Annotated in this window: 19 protein-coding genes; all 19 read left to right on the top strand. The window is 42.2% G+C overall.

Annotated elements, in window-relative coordinates:
• Positions 1–111: 111 nt before the first annotated feature.
• Positions 112–1047: an HPr(Ser) kinase/phosphatase gene (hprK, locus tag HMPREF8578_RS10775; RefSeq protein ID WP_000115190.1), complete on the top strand. Its 936-nt coding sequence runs from the start codon at positions 112–114 to the stop codon at positions 1045–1047.
• Positions 1040–1828: a prolipoprotein diacylglyceryl transferase gene (gene lgt, locus HMPREF8578_RS10770; protein ID WP_000609714.1), complete on the top strand. Its 789-nt coding sequence runs from the start codon at positions 1040–1042 to the stop codon at positions 1826–1828. The genes hprK and lgt overlap by 8 nt, the downstream gene beginning before the upstream one ends.
• Entirely contained in the window at positions 1829–2212 is a 384-nt protein-coding gene (locus HMPREF8578_RS10765; protein WP_000895033.1) for a DUF948 domain-containing protein, read from the top strand. It begins immediately after the preceding gene.
• A 15-nt stretch (positions 2213–2227) separates the two neighbouring features.
• Complete coding sequence (locus HMPREF8578_RS10760; protein ID WP_000517396.1) at positions 2228–2626, top strand: YtxH domain-containing protein; 399 nt, start codon at positions 2228–2230, stop codon at positions 2624–2626.
• Positions 2627–2699: 73 nt separating this feature from the next.
• A complete protein-coding gene (hemW, locus tag HMPREF8578_RS10755; protein WP_001170098.1) occupies positions 2700–3830 on the top strand; it encodes a radical SAM family heme chaperone HemW in 1131 nt (376 codons plus the stop codon).
• A gap of 4 nt (positions 3831–3834) precedes the next feature.
• Positions 3835–4572, top strand: a complete 738-nt coding sequence (locus HMPREF8578_RS10750) for an acyl-[acyl-carrier-protein] thioesterase (RefSeq protein WP_000524795.1) — start codon at positions 3835–3837, stop codon at positions 4570–4572.
• Positions 4573–4582: 10 nt separating this feature from the next.
• Positions 4583–5356: a TIGR01457 family HAD-type hydrolase gene (locus tag HMPREF8578_RS10745; protein ID WP_000323532.1), complete on the top strand. Its 774-nt coding sequence runs from the start codon at positions 4583–4585 to the stop codon at positions 5354–5356.
• Positions 5346–5963, top strand: coding sequence for a TIGR01906 family membrane protein (locus tag HMPREF8578_RS10740; RefSeq protein ID WP_000850613.1), 618 nt, complete (start codon positions 5346–5348; stop codon positions 5961–5963). Before HMPREF8578_RS10745 ends, HMPREF8578_RS10740 begins: the two co-directional genes overlap by 11 nt.
• 220 nt (positions 5964–6183) lie before the next feature.
• Positions 6184–6585: a Spx/MgsR family RNA polymerase-binding regulatory protein gene (locus HMPREF8578_RS10735; protein WP_000631261.1), complete on the top strand. Its 402-nt coding sequence runs from the start codon at positions 6184–6186 to the stop codon at positions 6583–6585.
• Positions 6586–6864, top strand: coding sequence for a UPF0223 family protein (locus tag HMPREF8578_RS10730; RefSeq protein ID WP_001041962.1), 279 nt, complete (start codon positions 6586–6588; stop codon positions 6862–6864).
• Positions 6854–7627, top strand: a complete 774-nt coding sequence (locus HMPREF8578_RS10725; protein WP_000448234.1) for an inositol monophosphatase family protein — start codon at positions 6854–6856, stop codon at positions 7625–7627. Before HMPREF8578_RS10730 ends, HMPREF8578_RS10725 begins: the two co-directional genes overlap by 11 nt.
• Positions 7628–8932, top strand: coding sequence for an RsmF rRNA methyltransferase first C-terminal domain-containing protein (locus HMPREF8578_RS10720; protein ID WP_001160244.1), 1305 nt, complete (start codon positions 7628–7630; stop codon positions 8930–8932).
• Between the two features lie 210 nt (positions 8933–9142).
• On the top strand, positions 9143–10021 hold the full coding sequence (locus HMPREF8578_RS10715; protein WP_000746358.1) for a phosphate ABC transporter substrate-binding protein PstS: 879 nt from the start codon (positions 9143–9145) through the stop codon (positions 10019–10021).
• Positions 10021–10938: a phosphate ABC transporter permease subunit PstC gene (gene pstC, locus HMPREF8578_RS10710; RefSeq protein ID WP_001070951.1), complete on the top strand. Its 918-nt coding sequence runs from the start codon at positions 10021–10023 to the stop codon at positions 10936–10938. The genes HMPREF8578_RS10715 and pstC overlap by 1 nt, the downstream gene beginning before the upstream one ends.
• The gene (pstA, locus tag HMPREF8578_RS10705; protein ID WP_000543050.1) at positions 10928–11812 is read left to right on the top strand and encodes a phosphate ABC transporter permease PstA; all 885 of its coding nucleotides are present in this window, start codon (positions 10928–10930) and stop codon (positions 11810–11812) included. The genes pstC and pstA overlap by 11 nt, the downstream gene beginning before the upstream one ends.
• 10 nt (positions 11813–11822) lie before the next feature.
• Positions 11823–12626 carry a phosphate ABC transporter ATP-binding protein PstB gene (gene pstB / locus HMPREF8578_RS10700; protein ID WP_000049856.1) on the top strand — a complete coding sequence of 268 codons (804 nt, stop codon included), beginning with the start codon at positions 11823–11825 and terminating at the stop codon, positions 12624–12626.
• A gap of 12 nt (positions 12627–12638) precedes the next feature.
• On the top strand, positions 12639–13397 hold the full coding sequence (pstB, locus tag HMPREF8578_RS10695; protein ID WP_001287328.1) for a phosphate ABC transporter ATP-binding protein PstB: 759 nt from the start codon (positions 12639–12641) through the stop codon (positions 13395–13397).
• Positions 13398–13408: 11 nt separating this feature from the next.
• Entirely contained in the window at positions 13409–14062 is a 654-nt protein-coding gene (phoU, locus tag HMPREF8578_RS10690; RefSeq protein WP_000946469.1) for a phosphate signaling complex protein PhoU, read from the top strand.
• 157 nt (positions 14063–14219) lie between these two features.
• A partial coding sequence (locus HMPREF8578_RS10685; protein ID WP_002893364.1) for an ABC transporter substrate-binding protein occupies positions 14220–15030 on the top strand: 811 nt, incomplete at its 3' end.

Here is a 15030-nt window from a genome sequence, read left to right as displayed (position 1 = left end):
AAATCTTTTCCCAAGCAACATCAAATAAATACTGTAAATCCTGCAAAAAAAGGAAACTTCCACCTACAATCTGATATAATAGTAGGGAGAACTCGATTGAAGGAGGAAATTATGTCGGTTTTAGTAAGAGATGTCATTGAAAAACTCAGACTAGATATTGTCTATGGTGAAGGCGAATTACTTGAAAAAGAAATCAATACTGCGGACATTATGAGACCTGGTCTTGAAATGACAGGCTATTTTGATTACTATACACCAGAACGGATTCAGCTGTTAGGGATGAAGGAGTGGTCCTATTTAGTTGCCATGCCTGCCCAGAACCGTTATCAAGTTTTGAAGAAAATGTTTCTACCTGAAACACCTGCGGTTATCGTTGCTCGTGGTTTGGTAGTGCCAGAGGAAATGTTGAGGGCTGCTAGGGAATGCAAGATTGCGATTTTAACCAGTCGAACAGCAACCAGCCGTTTATCTGGAGAACTTTCCAGCTATCTTGATTCCCGTTTGGCTAAACGTACCAGTGTGCATGGTGTCTTGATGGATATCTATGGCATGGGCGTCTTGATCCAAGGGGATAGTGGTATCGGTAAGAGCGAGACAGGTCTTGAGCTTGTGAAGCGTGGACACCGTCTAGTAGCAGACGATCGTGTAGATATTTATTCTAAGGATGAGATGACTCTTTGGGGCGAACCTGCTGAAATCTTGAAGCATTTACTTGAGATTCGTGGAGTTGGGATTATCGATATCATGAGTCTCTATGGTGCAAGTGCTGTAAAAGATTCTTCACAAGTTCAGCTAGCAGTTTATTTGGAAAATTATGATACGCATAAGACCTTTGACCGTCTAGGAAACAATGCCGAAGAACTCGAAGTTTCTGGTGTAACGATTCCGCGTATCCGCATCCCAGTAAAAACAGGACGCAATATCTCCGTTGTTATTGAGGCAGCTGCCATGAACTACCGTGCTAAAGAAATGGGCTTTGATGCGACGCGTTTATTTGAAGAACGCTTGACAAATCTAATCGCTCAAAATGAGGTGAAACATGATTAATCCAGTCGCATTTGAAATTGGCCCCTTTGCTATTCGTTGGTATGCTTTGTGTATTGTATCTGGTCTGGTTCTGGCAGTTTATCTTGCGATGAAAGAAGCTCCTAAAAAGAAAATCCTGTCAGATGATATTTTGGATTTTATACTGATTGCTTTTCCGGTAGCTATTTTAGGTGCTAGACTATACTACGTACTCTTTCGCTTAGATTATTATCTTCAAAATCCAGGTGAAATCATTGCCATCTGGAATGGTGGTTTGGCCATTTATGGAGGTTTGATAGCGGGCGCTATTGTCCTTTATATCTTTGCAGATAGAAAGCTGATTAATACTTGGGATTTCTTAGATATTGCAGCACCGAGCGTCATGATTGCCCAGAGTTTAGGGCGCTGGGGGAACTTCTTTAACCAAGAAGCCTATGGTGCAGCGGTAGATAGTTTGGATTATTTGCCTGGCTTCATTCGTGACCAGATGTACATTGAGGGGAGCTATCGTCAACCAACCTTCTTATATGAGTCGGTTTGGAATTTGATTGGATTTGCTTTAATCTTGATTTTTAGAAGAAAATTAAAGGGAATCAGACGTGGTCATATCACTGCTTTCTACTTGATTTGGTATGGCTTTGGACGTATGATCATCGAAGGCATGCGGACAGACAGCCTCATGTTCTTTGGCCTGCGAGTTTCCCAATGGTTATCAGTTGTCCTTATCGGACTCGGTATTTTTATCATACTTTATCAAAATCGAAAGAAAGCCCCTTTCTATCATACAGAGGAGGAAAAATAAATGTTAGAAGTTGCATATATACTTGTTGCGATTGCTTTGATTGTCTGTTTAGTCTATTTGACAATCACGATTCAAAAAGCAGGTCGTATGATTGATGAGACAGAGAAAACCATCAAAACGTTGAGCTCAGATGTGAACGTTACCTTGCATCAGACTAATGAATTGTTGGTTAAGGTCAATGTGTTAGCAGACGATATCAATATCAAAGTTGCGACGATTGATCCACTCTTTACGGCTGTGGCGGACTTGTCAGAGTCAGTATCTGACCTCAACCAACATGCACGCGTTTTAGGCAAAAAAGCTTCATCCGCTGGTTCAAAGACCATTAAAACAGGTGCAGGCTTGTCAGCTCTTCGTGTCGCAAGTAAATTTTTCAAAAAATAAAAAAGGAGAAATCTTATGGGAAAACTATCCTCTATCCTTTTAGGAACAGTTTCAGGTGCAGCTCTTGCTTTGTTTTTGACCAGTGACAAGGGTAAACAAGTTTGCAGTCAAGCTCAAGATTTTCTAGGTGATTTGAGAGAAGATCCAGAATATGCCAAAGAGCAAGTCTGTGAGAAATTGACAGAAGTGAAGGAACAAGCAACGGACTTTGTGTTGAAAACAAAGGAACAAGTAGAATCTGGTGAAATCACTTTTGATAGTGTCCTTGATCAAGCTAAAACATGTGCACGACAAGCGACAGAAGCGTCAAAAGAAACCTTTAACAATCTCAAGGAGCAATGGCAAGAACAGTCAACAACTCCAGACGTTGCTGAAGACCAAGAAGAAATCATCATCGATATTACTGAAGTATAATGCATCACCATCTCTGGTTTTTGGGGATGGTGATTTTTATCTGGAAGCCTGTCTTTGTGGTATAATAAATACTATGCAGAAAAAACCAACGTCCGCCTACGTGCATATTCCCTTTTGCACACAGATTTGTTATTATTGTGACTTTTCAAAAGTATTTATCAAGAATCAACCAGTAGATAGTTACCTGGAGCATCTGCTAGAAGAGTTTCGTTCTTATGATATCCAAAAGTTGTCAACTCTCTATATTGGAGGTGGGACGCCAACGGCACTGTCTGCTCCGCAACTAGAGGTGCTCTTAGATGGTTTGACTAAAAATCTGGACCTGTCTGTCTTGGAAGAGTTGACCATTGAAGCAAACCCAGGAGACTTGGATACAGATAAGATTGCGGTTTTGAAACGGTCGCCAGTCAATCGTGTTTCTTTAGGTGTGCAGACTTTTGATAACAAAATGCTGAAAAAGATTGGGCGTAGTCACTTGGAGAAGGATATTTATGAAAATATCGACCGCCTCAAACTGGCTGGTTTTGACAATATCTCCATTGATCTAATCTATGCTCTTCCAGGTCAAACTATGGCTCAGGTCAAGGACAATGTAGCTAAGGCTATCTCGCTTGATATTCCTCATATGAGCCTTTATAGCTTGATTTTGGAAAATCATACGGTCTTTATGAACCGCATGAGACGTGGGAAATTGCCCCTGCCCAAGGAGGAACTGGAAGCGGAGATGTTTGAGTACATCATCGCAGAACTGGAGCGAGCTGGTTTTGAGCATTATGAGATTTCCAATTTCTCTAAACCCGGATTTGAAAGTCGCCACAATCTCATGTACTGGGACAATGCCGAGTATTATGGTATCGGTGCGGGTGCTTCAGGTTATGTGAACGGGGTACGTTATAAAAACCACGGTCCTATCCGCCACTATCTCAATGCAGTAGAGGCAGGAAATGCTCGGATTACAGAAGAACACCTGAGTCAAAGGGAGCAGATGGAAGAAGAAATGTTCCTAGGCCTCCGCAAGAAATCAGGTGTTTCTATGGCGCGATTTGAGGAAAAATTTGGACGATCCTTTGATGGACTTTATGGCGAGATCATCAGAGACTTGGTTCAACAAGGACTCATGCAGATCGACGGTGATCGTGTCCGAATGACAAAGAGAGGTCTCTTCTTGGGAGACACTGTAGCAGAACGATTTATTTTGGAGTAGAACAATGGGCTTAACTTATCAAATGAAAATGAAAATTCCTTTTGATATGGCGGACATGAACGGTCATATCAAACTTCCAGATGTGATTTTGCTGTCCTTGCAAGTATCAGGTATGCAGTCGATTGAACTGGGAGTTAGTGACAAGGATGTGCTAGAACGTTACAATCTAGTCTGGATTATTACAGACTATGCGATTGACGTGGTTCGCTTGCCTCGCTTTGCTGAGGAGATTACGATTGAAACGGAAGCTTTGAGCTATAATCGTCTCTTTTGCTACCGCCGTTTCACTATCTATGATGAAGCAGGTCAAGAAATCATTCGCATGGTAGCAACCTTTGTTCTTATGGACAGGGACAGTCGGAAAGTTCATGCTGTCGAACCTGAGATTGTTGCGCCTTACCAGTCTGAGTTTGATAAAAAACTCATCCGTGGGCCAAAGTATGCAAATCTAGAAGATCCAATCAGTAAAGACTACCATGTTCGTTTTTACGACTTGGATATGAATGGTCATGTCAATAACAGCAAATATCTGGATTGGATTTTTGAGGTCATGGGAGCAGACTTTTTGACCAAGTATATTCCAAAGAAAATCAATCTCAAGTATGTCAAAGAAGTGCGACCAGGTGGCATGATTGCTTCAGCTTATGAACTCAAGGGACTAGAAAGCAAGCATGAGATTATCAGTGATGGCGAGATAAATGCCCAAGCTATGATTACTTGGCAAGAAATTGAAGGCAATTAGAAAGGGCGATATGGCTTATAAAGGTTATTTAATTGATTTAGACGGAACCATTTACAAGGGGAAAGACAGAATTCCGGCGGGTGAGGCTTTTGTCCATGAGTTACAAAAAAGAGAAATTCCCTATCTCTTTGTGACCAACAATACAACTCGTACTCCTGAGAGCGTTCAAGAGATGTTGGCTCAGAATTTTAATATTAATACCCCTCTATCGACTGTATACACAGCAACTCTGGCAACCATCGACTATATGAACGATTTGGGACTGGAAAAGACAGCCTATGTCATCGGTGAAGCGGGGCTCAAGGATGCCATTCAGGAGGCTGGTTATGTGGAAGACAAGCAAAATCCTGCCTATGTGGTAGTTGGACTGGATTGGCAAGTCGACTATGAAAAATTTGCGACGGCAACTCTAGCCATTCAAAAGGGGGCTCACTTTATCGGAACCAACCCTGACCTTAATATCCCGACGGAACGTGGCCTTCTTCCTGGTGCTGGTTCACTAATTACCCTTCTTGAAGTAGCAACACGAGTGAAGCCTGTTTATATTGGGAAACCAAATGCTATCATTATGGATAAGGCAGTTGAGCACTTGGGCTTGAAAAGAGAAGAATTGCTCATGGTTGGGGACAATTACCTGACGGATATCCGAGCAGGGATTAACAATGGCATTCCAACGCTCTTGGTGACGACAGGTTTTACCAAGGCAGAAGAAGTGGCTGACCTACCAATCGCACCAACTCATGTGGTGTCTAGCCTTGCGGAGTGGAATTTTGATGAAAACTAAACTGACCTTTTGGGGAAGTATGCTCTTTCTCCTCTCCCTGTCTATTCTCTTAACTATTTATCTGGCATGGATTTTCTATCCTTTGGAAATTGAGTGGCTGAACTTAGCGGATCGAGTCTATCTAAAGCCAGAAACCATTCAGTACAATTTTCATATCTTGATGAATTACCTGACTAATCCCTTTAGTCAGGTCTTAGAGATGCCAGATTTTCGTTCATCAGCAGCAGGTCTACACCACTTTGCGGTGGTGAAGAATCTCTTCCACTTAGTTCAGCTAGTTGCCCTAGTGACACTTCCAAGTTTCTATTTCTTTGTTGGAAAGATTGTGAAAAAAGGCTTTTTGCCCCTATATCGTAAAAGTATCCTGATTCTAGTGCTATTGCCTCTAGTCATTGGCCTTGTAGGAGTGTTGATTGGGTTTGAGCAATTCTTTACTCTTTTCCATCAGATTCTCTTTGTGGGAGATGATACCTGGCTTTTTGATCCAGCAAAGGATCCCGTTATTTGGATTTTGCCAGAGACTTTCTTTCTCCATGCCTTTTTACTTTTCTTTGCTTTGTATGAAGGAATGTTCAGTTTCCTTCTTGCTAAAGCTTCAAGGAAATAGTGGAAAAAGTTCTGTATTTTTAATAAAAAACGAGAGAAGTTGCTCTACTCCCTATTTATTGTTAGGTTATCCTAAAGATAAACTTGCAAAGCAGGAGATTTTTGCAGAAAACAGTCTATTTTCTATGAAAAAATAGGCTTTTTTTCTAAAAATACCTAGTCAAGCGCTTTATTTTTTTGTATAATAGAAATAGCAAGTATAGATAAAAGAAGAGAAAAGCATGATTACACTATTTTTATCACCGAGTTGTACATCATGTCGTAAGGCAAAGGCTTGGTTAGAGACGCATAAAGTGCCCTTTCAAGAGCATAATATTATGACTAGTCCTTTAACAAGAAAAGAATTACAACATATTCTTTCCTTGACCGAAAATGGTACTGATGACATCATTTCAACTCGTTCAAAAATTTTTCAAAAATTGGATATTGATGTAGAGAGTATCTCAGTATCGGAGTTGCTTCAGTTGATTGAGCAATATCCTAGTCTTTTGCGTCGCCCAATTATTATAGATACAAAACGCATGCAGATCGGTTTTAATGAAGATGAGATTCGTGCTTTTCTCCCTCGTAGTTACCGTAAACAAGAATTGAAAGAAGCAACATTGAGAGCTGGTATAGGATAGATGAACAAACAGTATAGTTACCCACTAGATTTGTCGTGGAGCACTGAAGAACTTGCTTCAGTGCTTTCTTTTTTTAATGATGTTGAAGCTGCTTATGAAGATAAGGTAGAAGCAAAAAAACTGCTAGATTCTTACAAGAAATTTAAGTCGGTGGTTCCGAGCAAAAGCGAAGAAAAACGCTTAGGTCGCGAATTTGAGACAGCTAGCGGTTATTCCTGCTATCATGCAGTTCAATTAGCAAAAGAAAAAAGAGAAGGGAAGATTTCTCTTGGAAACTAAATTTGAATTTGCCAAACAGATTGTGCAGGACGCTGCTAACTATATTTTGGCTCACATGAAAGAAGATTTGCAGGTTGAGCGCAAGTCTTCCCCTACAGACTTGGTGACGCGTTTGGACAAGGAGGTCCAGGAACTCTTGGTTGATCGGATCAAGTCCACCTATCCTGAGGATCTGATTTGCGCGGAAGAGGGCTGTTTACGTGCTGCAATCGGTCAAGGTTCTGTTTGGGTGATTGATCCCATTGACGGTACCAATAACTTTGTCGCCCAGCAGGAAGATTTTGCCGTGATGTTGGCTTATTTTGAGAATGGTGTGGGCAAATTTGGTATTATTTATGATGTCATGAAAGGTGATTGTTACCATGGTGGTGGTGCCTTTCCTCCTTGCCGCAATAATGAGCCCTTACCGCCTTTTAAAAAGAAACCTCTTCAAGAATTCTTAGTTGCCGGTAACTCAGGTATGTTTGAAAGCAATGAGTGGGGCTTGGCGGATTTGGGTCGAGCAGCGTTGGGAGTCCGTGTCTATGGCAGTGCGGCCATTAGTTTTGCCAAGGTTTTATCTGGTCGTCTTCTGACTTATATTACCTACCTGCAACCATGGGATTACGCTGCGGCCAGTATCTTAGGGGAAAGTCTGGGTTATCGTCTTCTTACGGTATCAGGTGAGCCCGCTGATTTTAAAACGCGTCAGCCTGTCATGATGGTGCCAATCGAGATGCAAGAAGAGATTCAGTCTTATATCTACGAAAGGAAAGAGAACTAAATGCAATTTCCAGAAGGATTTGTTGAAAAATATGAAGAGATACTAGAAGATGAGGCAAGAGACTTTCTTGCCTCTTTTAAACAAGAAGCAGTTTCGGCTTTTCGAGTCAATCCCTTAAAAGAAAGTCAGTTATCGTTTGCAGATGCTATTCCCCATACACCTTGGGGGTATTATGGTAAGGTTTCTGGAAAGTCACCAGAGCACGCGACCGGTCTTGTTTATTCGCAAGAGCCTGCAGCCCAAATGGTGGCCCAGGTAGCTCAACCCCTTCCCGGTATGAAGGTCTTGGACTTGGCGGCAGCACCAGGTGGAAAATCCACTCAACTAGCAGCTTATCTGGCTAATCAAGGAGTCCTTGTTTCCAACGAAATTTCAAGCAAGCGTGCTAAAATTTTAGTGGAAAATATGGAGCGATTTGGAGCGACAAATGTTGTTGTAACCAATGAATCTGCTGACCGCTTGGCCAAGGTTTTTAAAGGTTACTTTGATGTGATTATCCTTGATGCACCTTGCTCGGGTGAGGGGATGTTTCGTAAGCAGCCAGAGGCCATGGATTATTGGAGTACCGATTATCCTAGCCAATGTGCTAGTCTCCAAAGAGAAATTTTAGAAGATGCAGTGACCATGCTTGCAGAAGGTGGTCGTCTGGTCTATTCGACCTGTACTTGGGCACCAGAGGAAAATGAAGAAATCGTCCACTGGTTGCTGGATACTTATGATTTTGAACTGCTTCCAGTCGAGCATGTGAACGGTATGGTAGCAGGAATTGACCTTCCTGAAACGGCGCGGATGTATCCTCATCATTTCAAGGGAGAAGGTCAGTTTGTTGCCCACCTGCAGTTTAAGGGACAAAATCCAGCACCTAAATTCAAAGCTAGCAAGAGCAATCTCAGTCGTGAGCAACTGGCTTTGTGGCAAGAATTTGCCCAAAAACACTTGCAGATCAATCTAACTGGTATCTTGCAGACTTTTGGAGATCAGCTCTATCTCCTGCCAGAGATGCTACCTGATCTAGGAAAACTCAAAATTGCCCGAAATGGGCTCCATCTGGGGACGTTTAAGAAGAAACGCTTCGAACCAAGCTTTGCTCTGGGATTAGCCTTGAAACCAAGCCAAGTAAAACAAAGGGTAGAAATCAATGATAAGGACTTTGTAAAATATGTGGCTGGCGAGACTGTTCAATTGTCTGAAGCTCGACCAAATGGATGGTACCAAGTTGTGGTTCAAGGAAACGGATTAGGCTTTGCCAAGGTAACGGGAAATGTTTTGAAAAATTATTATCCAAAAGGACTCAGATTCAGGTGAAAAAGCTAGTCAAAGAGCCTATTCTATGTTATAGTGGAAGTATGAGTTTTTTCTGATAGTCTTTCATTATTACTTATATTATACGATGGAATTGTCCGCTCCTAAGAATGACTAGATAAAATGAAGAGGGGCAATCATTGATGATAATTGGATGATCAGGACAAACGGAAGAAATCAGAACATTTATCATTATGTTCAAGGAGAATAACAGTGAAAAAAAGAAAAAAGCTCGTCATGTCTCTTGCAGCTCTTTTGATGGCAGGTTCTCTTGCAGGATGTGCTAGCTGGATTGATCGTGGAGAATCCATGACAGCCGTTGGTTCAACTGCTCTTCAGCCTCTTGTCGAAGCGGCAGCAGATGAATTTGGTTCTAGAAACATCGGAAAAACAGTAAATGTTCAAGGTGGTGGATCGGGTACAGGACTATCCCAAGTCCAGTCTGGAGCAGTTGACATCGGGAACTCTGACGTCTTTGCAGAGGAAAAAGAAGGAATCGATGCTTCAGCTCTAGTAGACCACAAGGTTGCAGTGGCTGGTCTTGCAGTGATTGTAAACAAGGAAGTGGATGTTGAAAATCTCACAACCGAGCAACTTCGCAAAATCTTTACAGGTGAAGTGACCAACTGGAAAGAAGTTGGGGGCAAGGACTTGGCAATTTCAATCATCAACCGAGCAGCAAGTTCTGGTTCACGAGCGACGTTTGATACGGTGATTATGAATGGCCAATCGGCAATGCAGAGTCAAGAACAGGATTCTAACGGGATGGTCAAGTCCATTGTATCCCAAACGCCTGGAGCCATTTCTTACCTGGCTTTTGCCTATGTAGATGACTCCGTGAAAAGCATGAAACTGAATGGGTATGAACCTACGTCTGAAAATGTAACGACCAACAACTGGCCTTTGTGGTCTTATGAACATATGTACACACTTGGTCAGCCAAATGAGTTAGCTGCTGAATTCCTGAATTTCGTCCTCTCAGATGAAGCCCAAAATGGAATTGTTAAGGGCATGGGCTATATCTCTATCAATGAAATGAAAGTCCAAAAGGATGCTTCAGGTACCGTTACAGCAGTAGAAGGAGGTCAATAATGAATCAAGAAGAATTATCTAAAAAATTACTCTCTCCTTCAAAGAACTCTCGCCTTGAGAAGTTTGGTAAAGGTTTGACCTTCACTTGCCTTTCTTTGATTGTCATCATTGTGGCCATGATTTTGATTTTTGTAGCCCAAAAAGGCTTATCGACCTTCTTTGTCAATGGGGTCAACATCTTTGATTTCCTTTTTGGACAAACTTGGAATCCTTCAGGGAAACAATTTGGTGCCCTTCCGATGATTTTGGGTTCCTTTATTGTGACGATTTTATCAGCCCTCATCGCAACACCCTTTGCTATTGGTGCTGCAGTCTTTATGACCGAAGTATCACCAAAGGGTGCAAAAATTTTGCAACCAGCCATTGAACTCCTCGTCGGTATTCCTTCAGTCGTCTATGGATTTATCGGTTTGCAAGTTGTGGTGCCTTTTGTTCGTAGCGTCTTTGGTGGAACTGGTTTTGGGATCTTGTCAGGGATTTTCGTTCTCTTTGTCATGATCCTACCAACTGTAACCTTTATGACAACAGACAGCTTGCGTGCTGTTCCTCGTCATTACCGTGAAGCCAGTTTAGCTATGGGAGCCACTCGTTGGCAAACCATCTGGCGTGTGACCTTGAAAGCAGCACGTTCAGGTATTTTCACTGCAGTGGTCTTTGGGATGGCGCGTGCCTTCGGTGAAGCCCTTGCTATTCAGATGGTGGTCGGAAACTCAGCAGTTATCCCAACATCGCTAACAACACCAGCTGCGACTTTGACATCTGTATTGACTATGGGTATCGGAAATACCGTCATGGGAACGGTTGATAATAACGTTCTCTGGTCACTGGCCTTAGTCTTGCTCTTGATGAGTTTGGCCTTTAACAGTGTGATTAAATTGATTACGAAAGAAAGAGGAAAGAAAAACTATGCACGCTAAGAAATTAGATAAACTTGCAACAGCTGTCCTCTATACCATCGCGGGTATCATCGTGGCCATCTTGGCATCCTTGATTCTCTATATCTTGGTGAGAGGGTTACCGCATATCTCTTGGTCCTTCTTGACAGGGAAATCTTCCTCTTATCAAGCAGGTGGGGGGATCGGGATTCAGCTCTACAATTCCTTCTTCCTTTTGGTCATTACCTTGATCATTTCTGTTCCCCTGTCTATGGGTGCTGGTGTTTTCCTCGCTGAGTATGCCAAAAAAGGACCTGTGACTAATTTTATTCGTACCTGTATTGAGATTTTGTCTTCTCTACCATCAGTCGTTGTGGGTCTCTTTGGTTACTTGATCTTTGTAGTCCAGTTTGAGTATGGATTTTCAATCATTTCAGGTGCCTTGGCCTTGACGGTCTTTAACCTCCCTCAGATGACTCGAAATGTTGAGGACAGTTTAAAACACGTTCACCATACACAACGTGAGGCAGGTTTGGCTCTTGGAATTTCTCGTTGGGAGACTGTGGTCCATGTCGTCATTCCAGAAGCTCTTCCAGGTATCGTAACGGGTGTTGTCTTGGCATCTGGCCGTATCTTTGGTGAGGCTGCTGCTCTTATCTATACGGCAGGACAATCCGCTCCAGCCCTTGACTGGTCTAACTGGAATATCCTCAGTGTTACCAGCCCTATCTCAATCTTCCGACAAGCAGAAACCCTGGCGGTCCACATCTGGAAGGTCAACAGTGAAGGAACCATTCCTGATGCTACCATCGTATCTGCTGGTTCTGCCGCCGTGCTCCTCATCTTTATCTTGATTTTTAACTTTGGAGCACGCAAACTCGGAAGCTACCTACACAAGAAATTAACCGCTGCCTAAAGGAGAAGCCATGTCAAAATATAACTGGGATGAAAAGCATATCATCACCTTCCCTGAAGAACAAGTGGCCCTCTCTACTAAGGATTTACATGTTTACTATGGTAAAAATGAATCCATCAAGGGCATCGATATGCAATTTGAAAAAAATAAAATTACAGCCTTGATTGGCCCTTCTGGATCAGGGAAATCTACTTATCTTCGCAGTCTCAATCGGATGAATGATACCATTGATATTGCCAAGGTCACAGGTCAAATCCTCTACCGAGGGATTGACGTCAACCGTCCAGAAATCAATGTCTATGAGATGCGCAAGCATATCGGAATGGTCTTCCAACGTCCAAATCCATTTGCCAAGTCTATCTATCGCAACATCACTTTTGCTCATGAACGTGCAGGAGTTAAGGACAAGAAAGTACTTGATGAAATTGTTGAAACCTCTCTAAGACAGGCAGCCCTATGGGATCAGGTCAAAGATGACCTCCACAAATCAGCCTTGATGCTTTCTGGTGGTCAGCAACAACGTCTCTGTATCGCTCGCGCAATCTCTGTCAAGCCAGATATCCTCTTGATGGATGAACCGGCGTCAGCCTTGGATCCGATTGCGACAGCCCAGCTGGAAGAAACCATGTTGGAATTGAAGAAGGACTTTACCATCATCATCGTTACCCACAGTATGCAGCAGGCTGCGCGTGCAAGTGACTACACAGGATTTTTCTACTTGGGTGATTTGATTGAGTATGATAAGACATCCAATATTTTCCAAAATGCTAAGTTACAGTCAACCAATGACTATGTAACGGGACACTTTGGTTAGAAAGGAAACGGTATGTCAGAAGCGATTTTACAGGTGTCAGACCTGTCCGTTTATTACAATAAAAAGAAGGCCTTGAATAGTGTTTCCCTTTCTTTCCAACCTAAGGAAATAACAGCCTTGATTGGTCCTTCTGGATCAGGAAAGTCTACCCTGCTCAAAGCTATCAACCGCATGGGCGATCTAAATCCTGAAGTGACAACAACAGGATCAGTAGTCTATAATGGTCACAATATCTACAGTCCCCGCACCGATACGGTTGAATTGCGTAAGGAAATCGGTATGGTCTTTCAACAGCCCAATCCCTTCCCTATGTCTATCTACGAAAATGTTGTCTATGGGCTGCGTATCAATGGGGTTAAGGATAAACATGTTTTGGATGAAGCAGTAGAAAAGGCCTTGCAACGTGCTTCTATCTGGGATGAAGTAAAGGATCGTTTGCATGATTCGGCCATTGGTCTCTCAGGTGGACAACAACAACGTGTTTGTGTTGCTCGTGTCTTAGCAACCAGTCCGAAAATTATCCTCTTAGATGAACCAACTTCAGCTTTGGATCCTATTTCTGCAGGTAAGATTGAGGAAACCTTGTATGGTCTGAAAGATAAATACACCATGCTCTTGGTAACGCGTTCGATGCAACAAGCCTCACGTATCTCTGATAAAACAGGATTTTTCCTAGATGGGGATTTGATCGAGTTTAACGATACGAAGAAGATGTTCCTAGAGCCACAAAACAAGGAAACAGAAGATTATATTACAGGAAAATTTGGATAAGGAGTTGAATGATGTTACGATCTCAATTTGAAGAAGATTTGGAGAAATTGCATAACCAGTTCTATGCCATGGGACAAGAAGTGCTCTCGCAGATCAATCGTACAGTGCGTGCCTTTGTCACGCATGACCGTGATTTGGCAAAAGAAGTCATCGAAGACGATGCAGAAGTAAATGAATATGAAGTGAAGTTGGAAAAGAAATCATTTGAAATGATCGCCCTCCAACAACCTGTTTCGCAAGACCTTCGTACCGTCTTGACCGTTCTAAAGGCAGTTTCAGACGTGGAACGCATGGGAGATCATGCAGTGTCTATCGCTGAGGCGACCATTCGTATGAAGGGGGAGCAACGTATCCCTTCTGTTGAAGAAGAAATCAAAAAGATGGGACGCGACGTGAAAAACTTCGTCGAAGCAGCTCTAGATCTCTATCTCAACGGTTCTGTGGATCAAGCCTACGAAGTAGCGGCTATGGATGAAAAAATCAACCATTACTTTGATAGCATCCGAGATTTGGCTACAGAAGAAATTAGGAAAAATCCTGAAGCTATCGTTACAGGCCGTGATTACTTCCAAGTCATTTCTTTCTTGGAACGTATCGGAGACTACGCAAAAAATATCTGTGAATGGGTTGTTTACTTTGAAACAGGTAAGATTGTCGAACTATAAGAAACGGTTTAAATATACAGAAGAAAAGGCTGATTAGAATAAATCAGTCTTCTTTTTTATGAAAAGAATTGTTTTACAATCAAAATCTCTAAAAGGGTTGACAACTATTTTTAAAAGAGTTATAATTATTCAGAATTAACAGAAAGGTCGTTTATTTATGAAAATTAAGAAATGGATATTAGTTGTGTGTAGCATGCTTGCCAGTGTGGTTTTAGTAGCTTGCCAGTCAGGAACAGATAGTTCCCAGTCTGCTGTGGACGCTATTAAACAAAAAGGAAAGCTAGTTGTTGCGACCAGCCCAGACTATGCACCGTTTGAATTCCAAGCCTTGGTAGATGGTAAAAACCAGGTAGTTGGAGCAGATATTGATATGGCTCAAGCGATTGCGGACGAGCTTGGGGTTAAACTTGAAATCTCAAGTATGAGTTTTGACAATGTCTTGACCAGCCTTCAAACTGGAAAGGCTGACTTAGCCATAGCAGGAATTAGTGCTACAGATGAGAGAAAGGAAGTCTTTGACTTTTCAATCCCTTACTATGAAAACAAAATGAGCTTCTTGGTTAGAAAAGCTGATTTAGACAAATACAAGGATCTTTCAAGCCTTGCAAGTGCCAATATCGCAGCTCAAAAGGGAACTGTTCCAGAAACCATGGTCAAGGAACAATTGCCAAATGCCCAGTTGACATCCTTGACTAATATGGGTGAAGCAGTCAATGAGTTGCAGGCTGGAAAAGTGGATGCTGTTCATATGGATGAACCAGTTGCTCTTAGCTACGCAGGTAAAAACTCAGATCTTGTCGTTGCATCTGTTAACTTGACGATGAAAGATGGCGAAGCCAATGCCGTTGCTATCAAGAAGGAACAATCAGACTTGAAAGCGGTAGTAGATAAGGTTATCCAAAAACTGAAAGATGACGGAACCTATCAAAACTATCTTGAAAAAGCAGCGAAACTAACGGAAGTTGAAC

Source organism: Streptococcus oralis ATCC 49296 (assembly GCF_000185265.1).
In the GTDB taxonomy this organism is placed as follows: Bacteria; Bacillota; Bacilli; order Lactobacillales; family Streptococcaceae; genus Streptococcus; species Streptococcus oralis_BC.
This window is presented reverse-complemented; position numbering and strand designations above follow the sequence as displayed.

Bases quoted from the DNA above. Each gene is read 5' to 3' on its own strand.
- hprK (WP_000115190.1), top strand. From the start codon at position 112: ATGTCGGTTTTAGTAAGAGATGTCATTGAAAAACTCAGACTAGATATT.
- lgt (WP_000609714.1), top strand. From the start codon at position 1,040: ATGATTAATCCAGTCGCATTTGAAATTGGCCCCTTTGCTATTCGTTGG.
- HMPREF8578_RS10765 (WP_000895033.1), top strand. From the start codon at position 1,829: ATGTTAGAAGTTGCATATATACTTGTTGCGATTGCTTTGATTGTCTGT.
- HMPREF8578_RS10760 (WP_000517396.1), top strand. From the start codon at position 2,228: ATGGGAAAACTATCCTCTATCCTTTTAGGAACAGTTTCAGGTGCAGCT.
- hemW (WP_001170098.1), top strand. From the start codon at position 2,700: ATGCAGAAAAAACCAACGTCCGCCTACGTGCATATTCCCTTTTGCACA.
- HMPREF8578_RS10750 (WP_000524795.1), top strand. From the start codon at position 3,835: ATGGGCTTAACTTATCAAATGAAAATGAAAATTCCTTTTGATATGGCG.
- HMPREF8578_RS10745 (WP_000323532.1), top strand. From the start codon at position 4,583: ATGGCTTATAAAGGTTATTTAATTGATTTAGACGGAACCATTTACAAG.
- HMPREF8578_RS10740 (WP_000850613.1), top strand. From the start codon at position 5,346: ATGAAAACTAAACTGACCTTTTGGGGAAGTATGCTCTTTCTCCTCTCC.
- HMPREF8578_RS10735 (WP_000631261.1), top strand. From the start codon at position 6,184: ATGATTACACTATTTTTATCACCGAGTTGTACATCATGTCGTAAGGCA.
- HMPREF8578_RS10730 (WP_001041962.1), top strand. From the start codon at position 6,586: ATGAACAAACAGTATAGTTACCCACTAGATTTGTCGTGGAGCACTGAA.
- HMPREF8578_RS10720 (WP_001160244.1), top strand. From the start codon at position 7,628: ATGCAATTTCCAGAAGGATTTGTTGAAAAATATGAAGAGATACTAGAA.
- pstC (WP_001070951.1), top strand. From the start codon at position 10,021: ATGAATCAAGAAGAATTATCTAAAAAATTACTCTCTCCTTCAAAGAAC.
- pstA (WP_000543050.1), top strand. From the start codon at position 10,928: ATGCACGCTAAGAAATTAGATAAACTTGCAACAGCTGTCCTCTATACC.
- pstB (WP_000049856.1), top strand. From the start codon at position 11,823: ATGTCAAAATATAACTGGGATGAAAAGCATATCATCACCTTCCCTGAA.
- pstB (WP_001287328.1), top strand. From the start codon at position 12,639: ATGTCAGAAGCGATTTTACAGGTGTCAGACCTGTCCGTTTATTACAAT.
- phoU (WP_000946469.1), top strand. From the start codon at position 13,409: ATGTTACGATCTCAATTTGAAGAAGATTTGGAGAAATTGCATAACCAG.